Annotated in this window: 15 protein-coding genes, 2 tRNA genes and 1 pseudogene; 12 read left to right on the forward strand and 6 right to left on the reverse strand. The window is 66.8% G+C overall.

Annotated features, from left to right (window positions below; genetic code table 11):
• Nucleotides 1–223: 223 nt before the first annotated feature.
• The 3 genes from A5695_RS04530 to ilvC are packed head-to-tail and all read left to right on the forward strand — an operon-like array spanning nucleotide 224 to nucleotide 3,585.
• Entirely contained in the window at nucleotides 224–2,050 is a 1,827-nt protein-coding gene (locus tag A5695_RS04530) for an acetolactate synthase large subunit (RefSeq protein ID WP_369830157.1), read from the forward strand.
• A complete protein-coding gene (gene ilvN / locus A5695_RS04535; RefSeq protein ID WP_066952481.1) occupies nucleotides 2,050–2,550 on the forward strand; it encodes an acetolactate synthase small subunit in 501 nt (166 codons plus the stop codon). The genes A5695_RS04530 and ilvN overlap by 1 nt, the downstream gene beginning before the upstream one ends.
• Nucleotides 2,551–2,583: 33 nt before the next feature.
• Entirely contained in the window at nucleotides 2,584–3,585 is a 1,002-nt protein-coding gene (gene ilvC / locus A5695_RS04540) for a ketol-acid reductoisomerase (RefSeq protein WP_082945847.1), read from the forward strand.
• A gap of 39 nt (nucleotides 3,586–3,624) precedes the next feature.
• Here the strand turns inward: ilvC and wrbA are convergent, their stop codons facing one another.
• Complete coding sequence (gene wrbA / locus A5695_RS04545) at nucleotides 3,625–4,242, reverse strand: NAD(P)H:quinone oxidoreductase (RefSeq protein ID WP_068078751.1); 618 nt, start codon at nucleotides 4,240–4,242, stop codon at nucleotides 3,625–3,627.
• A gap of 108 nt (nucleotides 4,243–4,350) precedes the next feature.
• Between wrbA and serA the strand changes: the two genes are divergently transcribed.
• Nucleotides 4,351–5,937 carry a phosphoglycerate dehydrogenase gene (serA, locus tag A5695_RS04550; protein ID WP_068078711.1) on the forward strand — a complete coding sequence of 529 codons (1,587 nt, stop codon included), beginning with the start codon at nucleotides 4,351–4,353 and terminating at the stop codon, nucleotides 5,935–5,937.
• Nucleotides 5,938–6,010: 73 nt separating this feature from the next.
• On the forward strand, nucleotides 6,011–7,021 hold the full coding sequence (locus A5695_RS04555; protein WP_068078713.1) for a 3-isopropylmalate dehydrogenase: 1,011 nt from the start codon (nucleotides 6,011–6,013) through the stop codon (nucleotides 7,019–7,021).
• Here A5695_RS04555 and A5695_RS04560 read toward each other — a convergent pair.
• A complete protein-coding gene (locus A5695_RS04560; protein WP_068078715.1) occupies nucleotides 6,921–8,225 on the reverse strand; it encodes an MFS transporter in 1,305 nt (434 codons plus the stop codon). The genes A5695_RS04555 and A5695_RS04560 overlap by 101 nt on opposite strands.
• 95 nt (nucleotides 8,226–8,320) lie before the next feature.
• Between A5695_RS04560 and A5695_RS04565 the strand changes: the two genes are divergently transcribed.
• From A5695_RS04565 to A5695_RS04580, 4 genes are all read left to right on the forward strand, one after another.
• The gene (locus tag A5695_RS04565; protein WP_068078718.1) at nucleotides 8,321–9,118 is read left to right on the forward strand and encodes a fumarylacetoacetate hydrolase family protein; all 798 of its coding nucleotides are present in this window, start codon (nucleotides 8,321–8,323) and stop codon (nucleotides 9,116–9,118) included.
• Entirely contained in the window at nucleotides 9,115–10,596 is a 1,482-nt protein-coding gene (gltX, locus tag A5695_RS04570) for a glutamate--tRNA ligase (protein WP_082945848.1), read from the forward strand. The genes A5695_RS04565 and gltX overlap by 4 nt, the downstream gene beginning before the upstream one ends.
• 145 nt (nucleotides 10,597–10,741) lie before the next feature.
• A tRNA-Gln gene (locus A5695_RS04575) sits at nucleotides 10,742–10,813 on the forward strand.
• Between the two features lie 73 nt (nucleotides 10,814–10,886).
• Nucleotides 10,887–10,959 (forward strand) — tRNA-Glu (locus A5695_RS04580).
• 4 nt (nucleotides 10,960–10,963) lie between these two features.
• Here A5695_RS04580 and A5695_RS04585 read toward each other — a convergent pair.
• Nucleotides 10,964–11,476: a pyridoxamine 5'-phosphate oxidase family protein gene (locus A5695_RS04585; RefSeq protein WP_068078754.1), complete on the reverse strand. Its 513-nt coding sequence runs from the start codon at nucleotides 11,474–11,476 to the stop codon at nucleotides 10,964–10,966.
• 137 nt (nucleotides 11,477–11,613) lie between these two features.
• Entirely contained in the window at nucleotides 11,614–12,315 is a 702-nt protein-coding gene (locus A5695_RS04590; protein ID WP_068078722.1) for an IclR family transcriptional regulator, read from the reverse strand.
• A gap of 86 nt (nucleotides 12,316–12,401) precedes the next feature.
• On the opposite strand from A5695_RS04590, the gene leuC reads away from it, so the two are divergent.
• The 3 genes from leuC to A5695_RS04605 all read left to right on the forward strand — a co-directional run bounded on the left by leuC (nucleotide 12,402) and on the right by A5695_RS04605 (nucleotide 15,280).
• Nucleotides 12,402–13,817 (forward strand): 3-isopropylmalate dehydratase large subunit, encoded by a 1,416-nt coding sequence (gene leuC / locus A5695_RS04595; RefSeq protein ID WP_068078723.1) that lies wholly within the window; start codon nucleotides 12,402–12,404, stop codon nucleotides 13,815–13,817.
• Nucleotides 13,818–13,841: 24 nt separating this feature from the next.
• Nucleotides 13,842–14,438, forward strand: coding sequence for a 3-isopropylmalate dehydratase small subunit (leuD, locus tag A5695_RS04600; protein ID WP_068078725.1), 597 nt, complete (start codon nucleotides 13,842–13,844; stop codon nucleotides 14,436–14,438).
• 212 nt (nucleotides 14,439–14,650) lie between these two features.
• Nucleotides 14,651–15,280, forward strand: a complete 630-nt coding sequence (locus A5695_RS04605; protein WP_068078727.1) for an HU family DNA-binding protein — start codon at nucleotides 14,651–14,653, stop codon at nucleotides 15,278–15,280.
• Between the two features lie 69 nt (nucleotides 15,281–15,349).
• Here A5695_RS04605 and A5695_RS04610 read toward each other — a convergent pair whose 3' ends face one another.
• Together A5695_RS04610 and A5695_RS04615 are read right to left on the reverse strand one after the other, a co-directional pair.
• A complete protein-coding gene (locus A5695_RS04610; protein ID WP_068078729.1) occupies nucleotides 15,350–16,279 on the reverse strand; it encodes an NUDIX hydrolase in 930 nt (309 codons plus the stop codon).
• 85 nt (nucleotides 16,280–16,364) lie between these two features.
• A pseudogene (locus A5695_RS04615) lies at nucleotides 16,365–16,728 on the reverse strand (RNA degradosome polyphosphate kinase); the annotation flags it as partial.

Genomic DNA, 16,728 nt, shown 5'->3' on the forward strand with positions numbered 1-16,728 from the left:
CCGGACAGCCCGGGATGCTCGTAGTAATTGGTCGGCGCGTTGGTGCCTGACTAGCCTCTTCGGCATTTGAAGCTATCCAGACCAACGCGCAACCCTCGTGCAGCAGAAGAGCTGTCGGGGGTTTTTTGTTGCCCCCAGCGAGACTCCCAGAGTGAATAAAGGACGAAAGACAGTGAGCGCACCCACCAGGCAGCACGCCACCCAGCCGGAGCGTGCCGCCGACATCGCCTCCGACGCGGCGGAAACCCCCGCTGCCGCCCCCACCAGGAAGCCGAAACGCGTTGGGCCCGAGAAAGTTACCGGCGCCCAGTCGGTGATCCGGTCGCTGGAGGAACTTGACGTCGAGGTCATCTTCGGGATTCCCGGTGGCGCCGTGCTGCCGGTGTATGACCCGCTGTTCGACTCGAAAAAGCTTCGCCACGTGCTGGTTAGGCACGAACAGGGCGCCGGTCATGCCGCGAGCGGATACGCCCACGCCACCGGCAAGGTCGGGGTGTGCATGGCGACATCGGGCCCCGGCGCCACGAACCTGGTCACGCCGCTGGCCGACGCCCAGATGGATTCCGTGCCCGTCGTCGCGATCACCGGGCAGGTCGGTCGCGCACTGATCGGCACCGACGCCTTCCAGGAAGCCGACATCTCGGGCATCACGATGCCAATCACCAAGCACAACTTCCTGGTCCGCACGGGCGACGAGATCCCGCAGGTGATCGCCGAGGCCTTCCACATCGCCTCCTCGGGCCGCCCGGGCGCAGTGCTGGTCGACATCCCCAAGGACGTGCTGCAGGCTGAGTGCACGTTCAGCTGGCCGCCGCGCCTGGACCTGCCCGGCTACAAGCCCAACACCAAGCCGCACAACCGGCAGATCCGCGAGGCCGCCAAGTTGATCGCCGCTGCCCGCAAACCGGTGCTCTACGTCGGTGGTGGTGTCATCCGCGGGGAGGCGACCGAGCAGCTGGCCGAGCTGGCCGAGCTGACCGGCATCCCGGTGGTCACCACCCTGATGGCTCGCGGGGCGTTCCCCGACAGCCATCGACAGCACATGGGCATGCCCGGCATGCACGGCTCGGTCGCCGCGGTCGCGGCGCTGCAGCGCAGCGACCTGCTGATCGCCCTGGGTACCCGCTTCGACGACCGGGTGACCGGGAAACTCGACACGTTCGCGCCCGAGGCGAAAGTCATCCACGCCGACATCGACCCCGCCGAGATCGGCAAGAACCGCCATGCCGACGTGCCGATCGTCGGCGACGTCAAAGCGGTCATCACCGACCTGATCGCGATGCTGCGCCACTACGAGCATTCCGGCACCGCGGCAATCCCAGACATGACGGAGTGGTGGGCCTATCTGGACGGCGTCCAAGCCACCTACCCGCTGAGCTACGACCCGCAGAGCGACGGCAGCCTCGGCCCGGAATACGTGATCGAGAAGCTCGGCCAGATCGCCGGCCCCGACGCCGTGTATGTCGCCGGGGTGGGCCAGCACCAGATGTGGGCGGCGCAGTTCATCTCGTATGAGAACCCACGCACCTGGATCAACTCCGGCGGGCTGGGCACCATGGGGTTCGCCATCCCGGCGGCGATGGGGGCCAAGATGGCTCGACCGGAGGCTGAGGTCTGGGCCATCGACGGCGACGGCTGCTTCCAGATGACCAACCAGGAGCTGGCCACGTGCGCGATCGAGGGCGTGCCGATCAAGGTGGCGCTGATCAACAACGGCAACCTGGGCATGGTGCGGCAGTGGCAGACGCTGTTTTACGAGGAGCGGTATTCGCAGACGGACCTGGCTACGCACTCGCATCGCATCCCCGACTTCGTGAAGCTGGCGGAGGCGTTGGGTTGTGTCGGATTGCGTTGCGAGCGTGAGGAAGACGTCGTCGACGTCATCAACCAGGCGCGCGCGATCAACGACCGTCCGGTGGTGATCGACTTTATCGTCGGCGCGGACGCGCAGGTGTGGCCAATGGTCGCCGCGGGCACCAGCAATGACGAGATCCAGGCCGCGCGCGGCATTCGCCCGCTGTTCGACGACGAGAGCGAAGGGCACGCCTGATGCACACGCACACGCTGTCGGTGTTGGTGGAGGACAAACCCGGTGTGCTCGCCCGCGTGGCGGCGCTGTTCTCCCGGCGCGGTTTCAACATCGAGTCGCTGGCCGTCGGTGCCACCGAGCAGAAGGACATGTCGCGCATGACGATTGTGGTCAGCGCAGAGGAGACCCCGCTCGAGCAGATCACCAAGCAGCTCAACAAGCTGATCAACGTCATCAAGATCGTCGAGCTCGACGACGGGGCCGCGGTGTCCCGGGAGCTGGCGCTGATCAAGGTGCGCGCCGACGCGGGCAGCCGCAGTCAGGTGATCGAGGCGGTGAACCTGTTCCGCGCCAAGGTGATCGACGTATCGCCGGAGGCGCTGACGATCGAAGCGACCGGTGACCGCGGCAAGATCGAGGCGCTGCTGCGGGTGCTGGAACCGTTCGGCATTCGCGAGATAGTCCAATCGGGAGTGGTGTCGTTGTCCCGCGGTCCGCGCGGCATCGCCACGGCCAAGTAACACACAAGGAGATAGTCAAAAGTGGCACTAGAAATGTTCTACGACGACGACGCAGACCTGACGATCATCCAGGGCCGCAAGGTCGGGGTCATCGGATACGGCAGCCAGGGGCACGCGCACTCGCTGAGCCTGCGCGACTCCGGCGTGCAGGTGCGCGTCGGGCTCAAGGAGGGGTCGAAGTCGCGGCCCAAGGTCTCCGAGCAGGGCCTGGAGGTCGACACCCCCGCCGAGGTGGCCAAGTGGGCCGACGTCATCATGCTGTTGGCGCCCGACACCGCGCAGGCCGAGATCTTCGCCAGCGACATCGAGCCCAACCTCAAGCCCGGTGACGCGCTGTTCTTCGGACACGGCCTCAACATTCACTTCGGCCTGATCAAGCCGCCCGCCGATGTGACCATCGCGATGGTCGCCCCGAAGGGGCCCGGCCACCTGGTGCGCCGCCAGTTCGTCGACGGCAAGGGCGTGCCGTGCCTGATCGCGGTGGACCAGGACCCGACCGGCAACGGCGAGGCGCTGGCGCTGTCCTACGCCAAGGCCATCGGGGGCACCCGCGCCGGCGTCATCAAGACCACGTTCAAGGATGAGACCGAAACGGACCTGTTCGGCGAGCAGGCGGTGTTGTGCGGCGGCACAGAGGAATTGGTGAAGACCGGTTTCGACGTCATGGTGGAGGCGGGCTACCCGCCGGAGATGGCCTACTTCGAGGTGCTGCACGAGCTCAAGCTGATCGTGGACCTGATGTATGAGGGCGGCATCGCCCGGATGAACTACTCGGTGTCCGACACCGCCGAGTTCGGCGGATACCTGTCGGGCCCGCGGGTCATCGACGCCGGCACCAAAGAGCGGATGCGTGAGATCCTGCGCGACATCCAGGACGGCACCTTCACCAAGAAGCTGGTGGCCAACGTCGAGGGCGGCAACAAGCAACTCGAGCAGCTGCGCAAGGAGAACGCCGAGCATCCCATCGAGGTGACCGGCAAGAAGCTGCGCGACCTGATGAGCTGGGTCGACCGGCCGATCACCGAGACGGCGTAACCGCGAGCGTCACGCCAGAGTGGCGTTCGGCCACCGCGGTCACTCTGGCGTGACGCTGGGCGACGCCAGCCGGCCGGCCGTCTCGACCACGCGGCGGGCAAGGTGGTCCAGCGCGTTACCCGTCGCCTCGTCGCACTCGTGGATGTTGTCGTGGGTGGAGACCAGGCTCACCCCATAGGGATTGCCGTCGACGAACTTCAGCGGGTCGGTGTAGCCGGGCGGCACAATGATGCCGCCGAAATGCATCAGGGTGATGTATAGCGACAGCAGCGTGGTTTCCTGACCGCCGTGCACGGTGTTGGACGACGTGAACGCCGCGTACACCTTGTCCGCGAGCTTGCCCTCGGCCCACAGCCCGCCCAGCGAGTCCAGGAAGTTGCGCAATTGCGCAGCGGGAGAGCCGAAGCGGGTCGGCGAACCGAAGATCACCGCGTCGGCCCAGACGATGTCCTCACCCGTCGCCGCCGGAAGGTCCTTGGTCGCTTGGTAATTCGCGGTCCAGGCCGGGTTCTGCGCGAACGATTCCGGGTCGCGGGTCTCGGTGACGTGCCTCAGCCGGACTTCGGCGCCGGCGGACTCGGCCGCGGCGGCCACGCGTTGCGCCATCGCGGTGCCATGCCCGGTGGCCGAATAGTAGATGATCGCGAGTTTGGTCACGAGCGCATCGTAGGACCACGGCGACGCGCGTCCAAGCACGCGTCGGTGCAGGTTACGGCAGTGGCGAGCCCGTCGATGCCCGTCAAACGCAGCCGTTAGGCTGGCCGGGTGAATCTGCCTGTTGTATTGATCGCCGACAAACTCGCCCAATCGACTGTCGCCGCCCTGGGAGACCAGGTCGAGGTGCGCTGGGTAGACGGGCCGGACCGGGAGAAGCTGCTGGCCGCGGTGCCGGAGGCCGACGCGCTGCTGGTGCGTTCGGCCACCACGGTGGACGCCGAGGTGCTGGCCGCGGCCCCCAAGCTCAAGATCGTCGCCCGCGCCGGGGTGGGGCTGGACAACGTCGACGTGGACGCCGCGACCGAGCGCGGCGTGCTGGTGGTCAACGCGCCCACGTCGAACATCCACAGCGCCGCCGAGCACGCGCTGGCGCTGCTTTTGGCCGCCGCCCGGCAGATCCCGGCCGCCGATGCCTCGCTGCGCGAGCACGCCTGGAAGCGGTCGTCGTTCAACGGCACCGAAATTTTCGGCAAAACGGTCGGCGTGGTGGGGCTGGGCCGGATCGGGCAGCTGGTCGCCCAGCGATTGACGGCCTTCGGCACCCACCTCGTCGCGTACGACCCCTACGTCTCGCCGGCTCGGGCCGCGCAGCTGGGCATCGAACTGCTCCCGCTCGACGACCTGCTGGGCCGCGCCGACTTCATCTCGGTGCACCTGCCGAAGACGCCCGAGACTGCGGGCCTGATCGGCAAGGAAGCGCTGGCCAAGACCAAACCGGGCGTCATCATCGTCAACGCCGCCCGCGGCGGGCTGGTGGACGAGGCCGCGCTGGCCGAGGCGGTGCGCAGCGGCCACGTCCGGGCGGCCGGTCTTGACGTCTACGCCAAAGAGCCATGCACCGACAGCCCGCTGTTCGAGCTGCCGCAGGTGGTGGTCACCCCGCACCTGGGTGCGTCCACTTCCGAGGCTCAGGATCGGGCGGGCACCGACGTCGCCGAAAGCGTGAAGCTGGCGCTGGCCGGGGAATTCGTTCCCGACGCCGTCAACGTCGGCGGCGGTGTGGTCAACGAGGAGGTGGCGCCCTGGCTGGACCTGGTGCGCAAGCTCGGCGTGCTGGCCGCCTCGTTGTCCGCCGGGCCGCCGGTCTCGGTGTCGGTGCAGGTGCGCGGCGAGCTGGCCTCCGAAGACGTTGAGGTGCTGAAGCTTTCGGCTCTGCGAGGACTGTTCTCGGCGGTGGTCGAGGGCCCCGTCACATTCGTCAACGCACCGGCGCTGGCCGAAGAGCGCGGCGTCACCGCCGAGCTCACCACCGCCTCGGAGAGTCCCAACCACCGCAGCGTCGTCGACGTGCGCGCGGTAGCCGCCGACGGCAGCGCCGTCAACGTCGCCGGCACGCTGTCCGGGCCGCAGTTGGTGGAGAAGATCGTCCAGATCAACGGCCGCAACTTCGACCTGCGCGCCCGCGGCACCAACCTGGTGATCAACTACGTCGACCAGCCCGGGGCGCTGGGCAAGATCGGCACCCTGCTCGGCTCGGCGGGCGTGAACATCCAAGCCGCGCAACTCTCCGAGGACGCCGAGGGTCCGGGCGCGACGATCCTGCTGCGGCTGGACCAGGACGTGCCAGGCGAGGTGCGATCGGAGATCGGTGCGGCGGTGGGCGCCAACAAGCTTGAGGTGGTTGATCTATCGTGAAGCGCGCCGGCGACGAGACAAATTTGAGCGATGAGGTGGGGGTACCACCCGCGAGCGGGGGAGAGCGGCGCTCATGAAGTTGGCGGTTGTCGGCGGCGACGGCATCGGGCCGGAAGTGACGGCCGAGGCCGTCAAGGTTCTCGACGCGGTGCTGCCCGGTGTGGAGAAGACGGATTACGATCTGGGCGCCCGGCGTTTTCACGCCAGCGGTGAGCTCTTGCCGGAATCGGTGCTCGCCGAATTGCGCCAGCACGACGCCATCCTGCTCGGCGCGATCGGGGACCCGTCGGTGCCCAGCGGCGTGCTGGAGCGGGGCTTGTTGCTGCGCTTACGTTTTGAGCTCGATCATCACGTCAACCTGCGGCCGGGCCGGCTTTATCCCGGTGTGGCAAGCCCACTCGCCGGAAACCCCGACATCGATTTCGTCGTGGTGCGCGAGGGCACCGAAGGTCCCTACACCGGCACCGGCGGCGCCATCCGCGCCGGCACACCCAACGAGGTTGCCACCGAGGTGAGCCTGAACACCGCCTTCGGCGTGCGCCGCGTGGTGGCCGACGCATTCGAGCGCGCCCAGGGCCGGCGCAAGCATTTGACGCTGGTGCACAAGACCAACGTGCTGACGTTCGCCGGCAAGTTGTGGGCGCGCATCGTGGCCGAGGTCGGGGAGCAGTACCCCGACGTCGAGGTCGCGTACCAACACGTAGACGCCGCCACCATCTTCATGGTCACCGACCCCGGGCGCTTCGACGTGATCGTCACCGACAATCTCTTCGGCGACATCATCACCGACTTGGCGGCGGCGGTGTGCGGTGGAATTGGCTTGGCCGCCAGCGGGAATATCGACGCCACGCGGACCAACCCGTCGATGTTCGAGCCGGTGCACGGCAGCGCGCCGGACATCGCGGGCCAGGGCATCGCGGACCCGACCGCGGCGATCATGTCGGTGGCCTTGCTGCTTGCCCATATCGGCGAGGACGAAGCCGCTAAGCGGGTGGATCGGGCTGTCGAGTCGTATTTGGCAACGCGTGGGAACGCACGGCTCGCCACCACCGAAGTCGGCGAACGGATTGCCGCCGGGCTGTAGTTTCCAGCCCGGGCGGCAGCAGCCGCCCGGGCACCAACGGCACCGCGACGACCGGGAACAGCCCGCACAATATCCACGCGTTCGGGTATTTCGCGGCGGTGATCAAGGCGCCGAACAGCGGTGGCGCCGCGGCCGCCATCACTCGCTGGGTGGTGTTCTGGATGCCCAGGGCGCGCCCGCTCCAGAACGGACCGGCGAATTCGGTGATGGCCGTGGCTTCCAAACCGTTGTCGAGCACGGCGATCACCGAGATGGCCACCATCAGGGGCGCCTGGTAGCTCGAATTCAGGAAATCGGCCCAGGCCAACAGGAACAGGGTGATGGCGGCCGCGCCCGCGACGAGGCGGACCGGACGCATTCGGGAACCGATCCGGTCCGACCAGCGGCCCACCAGGACGCGGCCGACGGCTCCCAGTAGTTGCGAAAGGGTGACCAAACTGCCGGCGGCGGCCACCGACCAGTGCAGATTCTTGATCAGCCACACCAGCATGAACGTGACGGTCACCGTCTGCGGCACCATCATCAGACCCGCGACCGTGTGAATTCGCCACAGCGTCAACGACCCTCGATAGGGGCTGGCGAGTTCGGTGTCGGTGGCTTTCTCCCGGGGCTTGCGCGGCGGGTCGATGATGCCGACCGCGCTGGCCGCCGCACCCAAGGCGCACGCCAACGCCGTGAATCGGAGCCCCGTGCTCGGTCCGTGTTCGGCCAGCTCGGGAATGACCAGCGCTCCCAAGGCGATTCCGAGGGGTTGCGCGGTTTGGCGTAAGCCCATCGCAAGGCCGCGCTGGTGCGGCGGGAACCACGCCGACACCAGCCGCCCGCCGGCGGTGTTGCAGCTCGCGGCGGCCATGCCGCCGAGGAACAGATAGACGGCCATGAGCACCATCGAATGCGCCGAAGCCGCGGCGTAGGCCGCCACCGCGGTGAGCGCCGAGCCTGCGGCCATCACCAGGCGCTCGCCCACCCGGTCCAGCACGTAACCCCACAGCACCAGCGTGACCACCATGCCCCAACTGGGCATCGAGGACAACAGACCGGCTTCGTCGAGCGGGATTCCCCGCGCCGCTTGCAGCGAGGGAATCAGGAATGCGACGCCATTGATGAAGAGGAAGGAACTCGCGGTGGCCACCAACGATACGACCATGATCGACCAGCGCGCGCCGGCGCCCAGGTCCCGCGTCGCGGCCGTCCCGGTCTGCATCCCCCATGCTTGCACACGCGGGGAAAACCGCTGGTAATACTCGTGTGCCTGCTGCCATTGCGATGGGGCAATCGCTCATTAGTAGGCTCAACGAAATGCGCCTTGGTCGAATCGCCAGCCCGGACGGTGTCGCCTTCGTCAGCATCGAGGGAGAACTCGCTGATCCCGCCGCGATGATTGCCCGCGAGATCGCCGAGCATCCGTTCGGCACGCCGAACTTCACCGGCCGCTCGTGGCCGCTGCCCGATGTGCGGCTGCTGGCCCCGATACTGGCCAGCAAGGTGGTCTGCATCGGCAAGAACTACACCGATCACATCGCGGAGATGACCGAGCTCACCGGCCCGGCCGCGCCGGATCCGATCATCTTCCTCAAGCCCAACACGGCGATCGTCGGCCCGAATGTGCCGATTCGGTTGCCGGCCAACGCATCACCCGTGCATTTCGAGGGGGAGTTGGCCGCGGTGATCGGCCGGCCGTGCAAGGACGTCACGGCCGCCGAGGCCGCCGACAGCATCCTGGGTTACACCATCGGCAACGACGTGTCGGCCCGCGATCAGCAGAAGGCCGACGGCCAATGGACCCGGGCCAAAGGGCACGATACCTTTTGCCCGGTCGGGCCGTGGATCGTCACCGATGTCGACCCGGCGGACCTCGAAATCCGTACCGAGGTCAACGGCGAGGTCAAGCAGCACAGCCGGACCTCGCTGATGATCCACGACGTCGGCGCCATCGTCGAGTGGATCTCGGCCGTGATGACCCTGCTGCCCGGTGACCTGATCCTCACTGGAACGCCGGCCGGCGTCGGCCCGATCGAGGACGGCGACACCGTCGCGATCACCATCGAGGGCATCGGCACCCTGTCCAATCCCGTGGTCCGTAAGGGCAAGTCGTGACCGCCGAAGCGAAAGTCCGGGTCCGGTTCTGCCCTTCACCCACCGGCACCCCGCACGTCGGAATGGTCCGAACGGCGCTGTTCAACTGGGCCTACGCCCGGCACACGGGTGGCACGTTCGTATTTCGTATCGAGGACACCGACGCCGAACGCGACAGCGAGGAAAGCTATTTGGCGCTGCTGGACGCGCTGCGTTGGCTCGGTCTCGACTGGGACGAGGGGCCGGAGGTGGGCGGGCCCTATGGTCCATACCGTCAGTCGCAGCGCAAGGAGATCTATCGCGACGTGGTGGCCAAGCTGCTGGAAGCGGGCGAGGCCTACTACGCGTTCTCGACCCCGGAAGAGGTTGAGGCGCGCCACATCGCGGCCGGCCGCAACCCGAAACTGGGATACGACAACTTCGACCGGCAGCTGACCGACCCCCAGCGGGCCGCGTTCCTCGCGGAGGGGCGCAAGCCGGTGGTGCGGCTGCGGATGCCCGACGAAGACCTCGGTTGGAGCGACCTCGTGCGCGGGCCCACCAACTTCGCCGCGGGCAGCGTGCCCGACTTCGCGCTGACCCGCGCCAACGGAGATCCGTTGTACACCTTGGTCAATCCCTGCGACGACGCGCTGATGAAGATCACCCACGTGCTGCGGGGCGAGGACCTGCTACCCTCGACCCCACGCCAGCTCGCGCTGTATCGGTCGCTGATCCGGATCGGGGTGGCCGAGCGGATCCCGGAATTCGCCCACCTGCCAACGGTATTGGGTGAGGGGACCAAGAAGCTGTCCAAGCGTGACCCGCAGTCGAACCTGTTCGCCCACCGCGACCGGGGCTTCATCCCGGAGGGACTGCTCAACTACCTGGCGTTGCTGGGATGGGCCATCGCCGACGACCACGACCTGTTCAGCCTCGACGAGATGGTGGCCGCGTTCGACGTCGTCGACGTCAACTCCAACCCGGCGCGGTTCGACCAGAAGAAGGCCGACGCGCTCAACGCCGAGCACATCCGCATGCTCGAGCCGGCCGACTTCGCGGGGCGGCTGCGCGACTACCTCGAGGTGCACGGCCACCGCCTCGGGTTGGACCCAGGTAATTACGAAGCGGCGTTCGCCACCGCCGCCGACCTGGTCCAGACCCGCATCGTCGTGCTCGCCGACGCGTGGGAGCTGCTGAAGTTCCTCGACGACCACGAGTACGCCATCGATCCCAAGGCCGCCGCCAAGGAGCTCGGCCCGGACGCGGCCGCCGTGCTGGACGCCGCGCTGGCCGCGCTGGAGGGCGTGACGGACTGGACGACGGTCCAGATCGAGCCCGCGCTCAAGGCCGCGCTCATCGAAAACCTGGGCCTCAAACCACGCAAGGCCTTCGGTCCGATCAGGGTTGCGGCCACGGGAACGACGGTCAGCCCGCCATTGTTCGAATCGCTGGAGCTGCTGGGCCGGGACCGCAGCATGCAGCGGCTACGCGCTGCGCGCGAAACGATCGTCGGCTAGCCAAGGCCTCGCGTGCGGATACTGTGCCGAGTCTTTGGTAGTCTGCACTGCGGTTCGCAAAGGCCGACAACGGCTGGCAGTGGCGGTCCCGGGGCGGCGTGATATCACCCGGAATGATCGCTGACCAGCGGTTTTAGGCAGCCAATGGGGTATGGTGTAATTGGCAACACAGCTGATTCTGGTTCAGCCATTCTAGGTTCGAGTCCTGGTACCCCAGCAAAATCTCGCCACCTCAAGCGATTAGGTGGCCTTCTGACGTGTGAGCTATGCTGACACCTCGGATCGTGTCTGGCCCCGTCGTCTAGCGGCCTAGGACGCCGCCCTCTCACGGCGGTAGCGTGGGTTCGAATCCCATCGGGGCTACAAATTATTGACCGGTTCCCAACACGGCCGGTGCCGTGGACCCACCCACCGGCATCGCCGGCAGGCCGAGTTTGCGGTGATCCCAGGAGCGTGCCCGCCGGGCGGCGATGCGCACGCAGACGCGCTTGTTCATCATCTGCTCCACAACGGGCTTCATCTCGTCGGTGTAGGGCCCGGTGTAGCGCTCGAACACGCTGACGCCAACCCGATGCGACACCTCGGGATCGTCGATGATCTCCGCGACACCCTCGAACGACACCCCACGCAGCGTGTCGTAGGTGTGGCCGTCCTCGATCAGGAAGCTCACCCGCGGATCCCGTTTGAGGTTGACCGCCTTCTGCGACTTGGCCTTGGTCTCCAGCCAGATTTCGCCGTCCACGACGGCGTACCACATTGCGGTCAGGTGCGGCTGGCCGTCGGGGCCGACGGTGGCCAGCGTTCCGGTGCGGCTCTTGACCACGAAGTCGGCGATTTCGTCTTCCGACATGACGATGCTCGCGCGCTGATTGGTTCCCATGGCGGTCAGTCTGTCAGGCCGCACCGGTTCGAGCGTGCGCTGGTGGCGTCGAGTGTGCGCGGGGGGCGGGATTTCGGCGATTTCGCCGCCGTAGTCGCACTCGCGACGCCATCGCTGCACACCCGACTCGGCGGCCTCTATAGCCGGCGGGTGAGTGCTTCGGCCGCCGACAACAGATCGGCGGCCCAGCGGGCGCCGGGGCGGCGGCCGATTCGGTCGACGGGTCCCGACACGGAGATGGCGGCGATGACCGCGCCGCGGCCATCGCGCACGGGAACAGACACACTCGCGACCCCGGGCTCTCGCTCGGCCACGCTTTGCGCCCAGCCGCGGCGCCGCACTTCGGCCAGCGTGCGCTCGGTGAATTTTGCCGTCGGCAGGACCGCCTTCTGCGTCGCCGCGTCGCTGTGGGCCAGCAGCACCTTGGCGCCCGAGCCCGCCGTCATCGGCAACCGCGCCCCGACCGGGACGGTATCGCGAAGGCCCGCAGCGGGTTCCAGGGCGGCCACGCAGACCCGCGTCGTGCCTTCGCGGCGGTACAGCTGCACGCTCTCGCCGGTGGTCTCGCGCAGCAGGGGCAGTACCCCCGCGCTGGCGGCCAGCAGCGGATCGTTGACGTGGACGGCGAGCTCGGTGACGGCCGGACCCAGTAGCCAGCGCCCTTCGTCGTCGCGGGCCAGCAGGCGATGGATTTCCAGCGCGGCCGCCAGTCGATACGCAGTGGCCCTGGGCAATCCGGTCCGTTCGCACAGTTCGGCCAGTCCGCAGGGGGATTGGGCGATCGTGTGCAGGACACTTACGGCTTTGTCGAGGACGCCGATGCCGCTATGCTGTCTCACAAGAAGATACTAGCGTCTCGCATTCTGAGATCACAGCCCGTGGTGGATCGGCGAGCCGCGCACCAGGAATAGAGGCGAGTTTTCAGATGGGTTCCGGCAAGCCGCGCACCCTGGCCGAAAAGGTCTGGGACGACCACGTTGTGGATAACGGGGGCGCTGACGCGCCCGACCTGATCTACATCGATCTGCATCTGGTGCACGAGGTCACCAGCCCGCAGGCCTTCGACGGTCTGCGGCTGGCGGGCCGGGCCGTGCGGCGCCCCGATCTGACGCTGGCCACCGAGGATCACAACGTGCCCACGGTCGACATCGACAAACCGATCGCCGATCCGGTGTCGCGCACGCAGGTCGAGACGTTGCGCCGAAACTGCGACGAATTCGGCGTCCGCCTTTACTCGATGGGCAATATCGAGCAGGGCATCGTGCATGTCGTCGGGCCGCAATTGGGCCTCACCCAACCCGGAATGACCGTTGTCTGTGGTGATAGTCACACATCGACGCACGGCGCATTCGGGGCGCTGGCGATGGGCATCGGCACGTCGGAGGTCGAGCATGTGCTGGCCACGCAGACGTTGCCGCTGCGGCCATTCAAGACAATGGCCGTCAATGTCGACGGCGAATTGCCGGCCGGTGTGACGGCCAAGGACATCATTCTCGCGTTGATCGCCAAGATCGGCACCGGCGGCGGGCAGGGCCACGTCATCGAATACCGCGGCAGCGCCATCGAATCGCTGTCGATGGAAGCCCGGATGACGATCTGCAACATGAGCATCGAGGCCGGCGCCCGGGCGGGCATGGTGGCGCCGGATGCCACCACCTTCGAATTCCTGCGTGACAAGCCACACGCGCCCCGGGGCGAGCAATGGGACGCGGCGATGCGCTATTGGCAGCAGCTGCAGACCGACCCGGGTGCCGTCTTCGATACCGAAGTTCACCTCGACGCAACATCGTTGAGCCCGTTCGTGACCTGGGGCACGAATCCGGGGCAGGGAGTTCCGCTGGCCGCGGCCGTGCCCGACCCGGAGCTGATGACCGGTGACGCCGAGCGCCAGGCCGCCGAGAAGGCGTTGGCTTACATGGACCTTCGCCCCGGCACCCCGATGCGCGACATAGTGGTCGACACCGTGTTCGTGGGCTCGTGTACCAACGGTCGTATCGAAGACCTGCGGGTGGTCGCCGACGTGCTGCGCGGACGCAAGCTGGCGCCCGGGGTGCGGATGCTCGTGGTGCCCGGGTCCATGCGGGTGCGCGCGCAGGCCGAAGCCGAAGGGCTGGGTGAGGTTTTCACCGCCGCGGGCGCCGAATGGCGCCAGGCAGGCTGCTCGATGTGCCTGGGGATGAACCCGGATCAGCTGTCGCCGGGGGAGCGGTGCGCGGCGACGTCCAACCGCAACTTCGAAGGGCGCCAGGGGAAAGGCGGCCGCACGCACCTGGTGTCTCCGGCCGTCGCAGCCGCGACGGCGGTTCGCGGCACATTGTCCGCCCCGGCCGATTTGAACTGATCGATTCGAGAAGAAGGCAAGAGCATGGAAGCATTTCAGACGCACACCGGCATCGGTGTGCCGTTGCGGCGGTCCAATGTCGACACCGATCAGATCATTCCGGCGGTGTATTTGAAGCGGGTCACTCGAACCGGTTTCGAGGACGGATTGTTCGCCAGCTGGCGGCAGGATCCCTCATTCGTCCTCAACCTCAGCCCCTTTGATCGGGGGTCAGTCCTGGTAGCTGGACCCGATTTCGGGACCGGCTCGTCGCGCGAGCATGCGGTGTGGGCCCTCATGGACTATGGGTTCCGGGTGGTCATCTCGTCTCGATTCGGTGACATCTTCCGGGGCAACGCAGGCAAGGCCGGGCTCCTGGCGGCCGAAGTTTCGCAAGACGGCGTGGAACTACTTTGGAAGCTCATCGAGCAGAGTCCGGGACTGGAAATCACTGCCAATCTTCAAGATCGAAATATCACCGCGGGAACGACGGTGTTGCCGTTCAAGATTGACGACCACACCGCCTGGCGGCTTCTCGAAGGTCTCGATGATATAGCCCTTACGCTGCGGAAACTCGATAAAATCGAGTCATACGAGGCCGCGTATCCGCAGTGGAAGCCGCGCACTCTGCCCGCCTCGTGAACGGTCGAGGCGACCCGAATTTTTTCTCGCTCACCTAACTAAACCGGGCGGAATTCGAGTCCCCCACCGGTCAAGGGCGGCAACCGGATTGCGAAAATCTGCGATTGTCCGACCCTGAAATTGCGCGTGGCTCTTGGAAATTTGCTGGGTGAGGGTTTACCGTGTGCACTAGTCGGTTCAAAACAGAGGACCACTAGCGTCGGAGGGATTGGATGAATAAGGCAGAGCTCATAGATGTGCTCACTCAGAAGTTGGACACCGACCGTCGGCAGGCAACCGCCGCCGTCGAGAACGTGGTCGACACCATTGTGCGCGCGGTGCACAAGGGCGACAGCGTCACCATCACCGGGTTCGGTGTATTCGAGCAGCGGCGCCGCGCGGCCCGAGTGGCCCGCAACCCGCGCACCGGCGAGACGGTGAAAGTCAAGCCGACTTCCGTGCCGGCGTTTAGGCCCGGTGCTCAATTCAAAGCGGTTGTGTCTGGGGCACAGCGTCTCCCGTCGGAAGGACCTGCAGTGAAGCGTGGTGTAGTGGCAAGCGGCGCGGCAAAGAAGACGACCGCCAAGAAGGCTCCGGCGAAGAAGGCGGCGGCCAAGAAGGCTCCGGCGAAGAAGGCGCCCGCGAAGAAGGCGCCCGCGAAGAAGGCTCCGGTCAAGAAGGCTGCGACCAAGGCCCCGGCCAAGAAGGCCGCAACCAAGGCCCCGGCCAAGAAGACCGCCGCTAAGAAGGTCGTGGCGAAGAAGGCTCCGGCCAAGAAGGCTGCGACCAAGGCTCCGGCCAAGAAGGCCGCTGCAAAGAAGGCTCCGGCCAAGAAGGCCACCGCGCGTCGCGGTCGCCGCTAAGGCATCGGCCGAGTTCTAGACGCGAATACCCTTCGGGGTGCAGCGATGCACCCGAAGGGTATTCGCGTGTTATGCCCGCACGTTGGCGGCCAGGGCGCCACCGATGTGGTCGGCCGACACCAGCCGGCCGCCCGCGAGCGAGAGCACCCAGGTGCTGCCCTTGTGATTGCGTGACTTGTCGGGACGCACCCCGTCCCGGTCGCACCACCACGCGATCAAATCCGGGATCACTTTGCCCTGTGTGCAAATGACCGGTGTGCCTTCTTGCTCCGCGATGGCGAGCACGCGGTGCCGGCCGCGTTTGGGGCTCTTGGCGTAAGACTCTTCGGTGAGGGCGGGCTCGTTGTGCACCGTCACACCCAGCTCCTCCGCGAGCGGCTCAACCGTCTGATGACAGCGCAGCCGGTCGGCCGCATATACATCGGTGGCGCCGAAGGCCAGCAGTTGCGGCACCAGCGCCTCGGCCTGTGCGCGCCCCCGCTTGTCCAATGGCCGCTGGGTGTCGTCGCCCTTGAAGCGGGATTTCCGGCCGGCCGTGCCGTGTCGGACCACGACCACGGTGTGCGTCTCTGCAGGGTGTTTGCTGAAGTGGCGCAACATCTTTCGATCATGAGAGTAGCTGAGTTTCTTCAGCGCGTCGGAGACCGGCAGCCAAATCAATTCGTCGACCTCGTTGCCGGGGGTGAAGTCACCGCCGGTGCTGCGCGCCGCCCAGTAGTAAACCTTTTTGACCCCCGCCTCGATCGGGTAGCTCACCATGTCGAGCCGCCTGCCGAGGATGGCGTGGTGCCCCGTCTCCTCGCACACCTCTCGCACCGCGGCGACGGGTGCCGTCTCGCCCGGGTCGACCTTGCCCTTGGGCAGCGACCAGTCGTCATAGCGCGGGCGGTGGATCACCGCGATCTCGAGGCCGGGGTTGGACGAATCGGTCGGCCGCCACAACACGGCTCCGGCGGCATACACGATCCGGCTTCCCGAACGCGAGCTCTTGGTCGGCAACTCAACTCCTGCAGGTCAATTCGGTCCGGGGTCGCGCGCACGTCCGCGGTGCGCCGGAGACAACCGTAAATCACCACGCAGAGGGTTACGGACTGCGGTGCCGCTCCATCAATGACACTTGGTGATCGCGCACGGTGTGGCCCTCCTGCGGCGACGCGGTCCACTGCCCGTCGCGCCCCAGCTCCCAGCACCGGGTGGAGGGGTCGAGCGCGGATTCGAACAAGTCGTCCAGATATGAGGTCAGCCTCGGATCCTTCACCTGAACCAACGCCTCGACACGCCGGTCGAGGTTGCGGTGCATCATGTCCGCGCTACCGATCCAGAACTCGTTGATGCGATTGAAATGCATGATGCGGGAATGCTCGAGGAAGCGACCGAGGATCGAGCGGACCGCGATGTTCTCCGAGAATCCTTCGGCGCCGGGCCGCAGCGCGCAGATGCCGCGCACC

The sequence above is a fragment of the Mycobacterium sp. E1747 genome (assembly GCF_001667775.1).
Taxonomy (GTDB): Bacteria; Actinomycetota; Actinomycetes; order Mycobacteriales; family Mycobacteriaceae; genus Mycobacterium.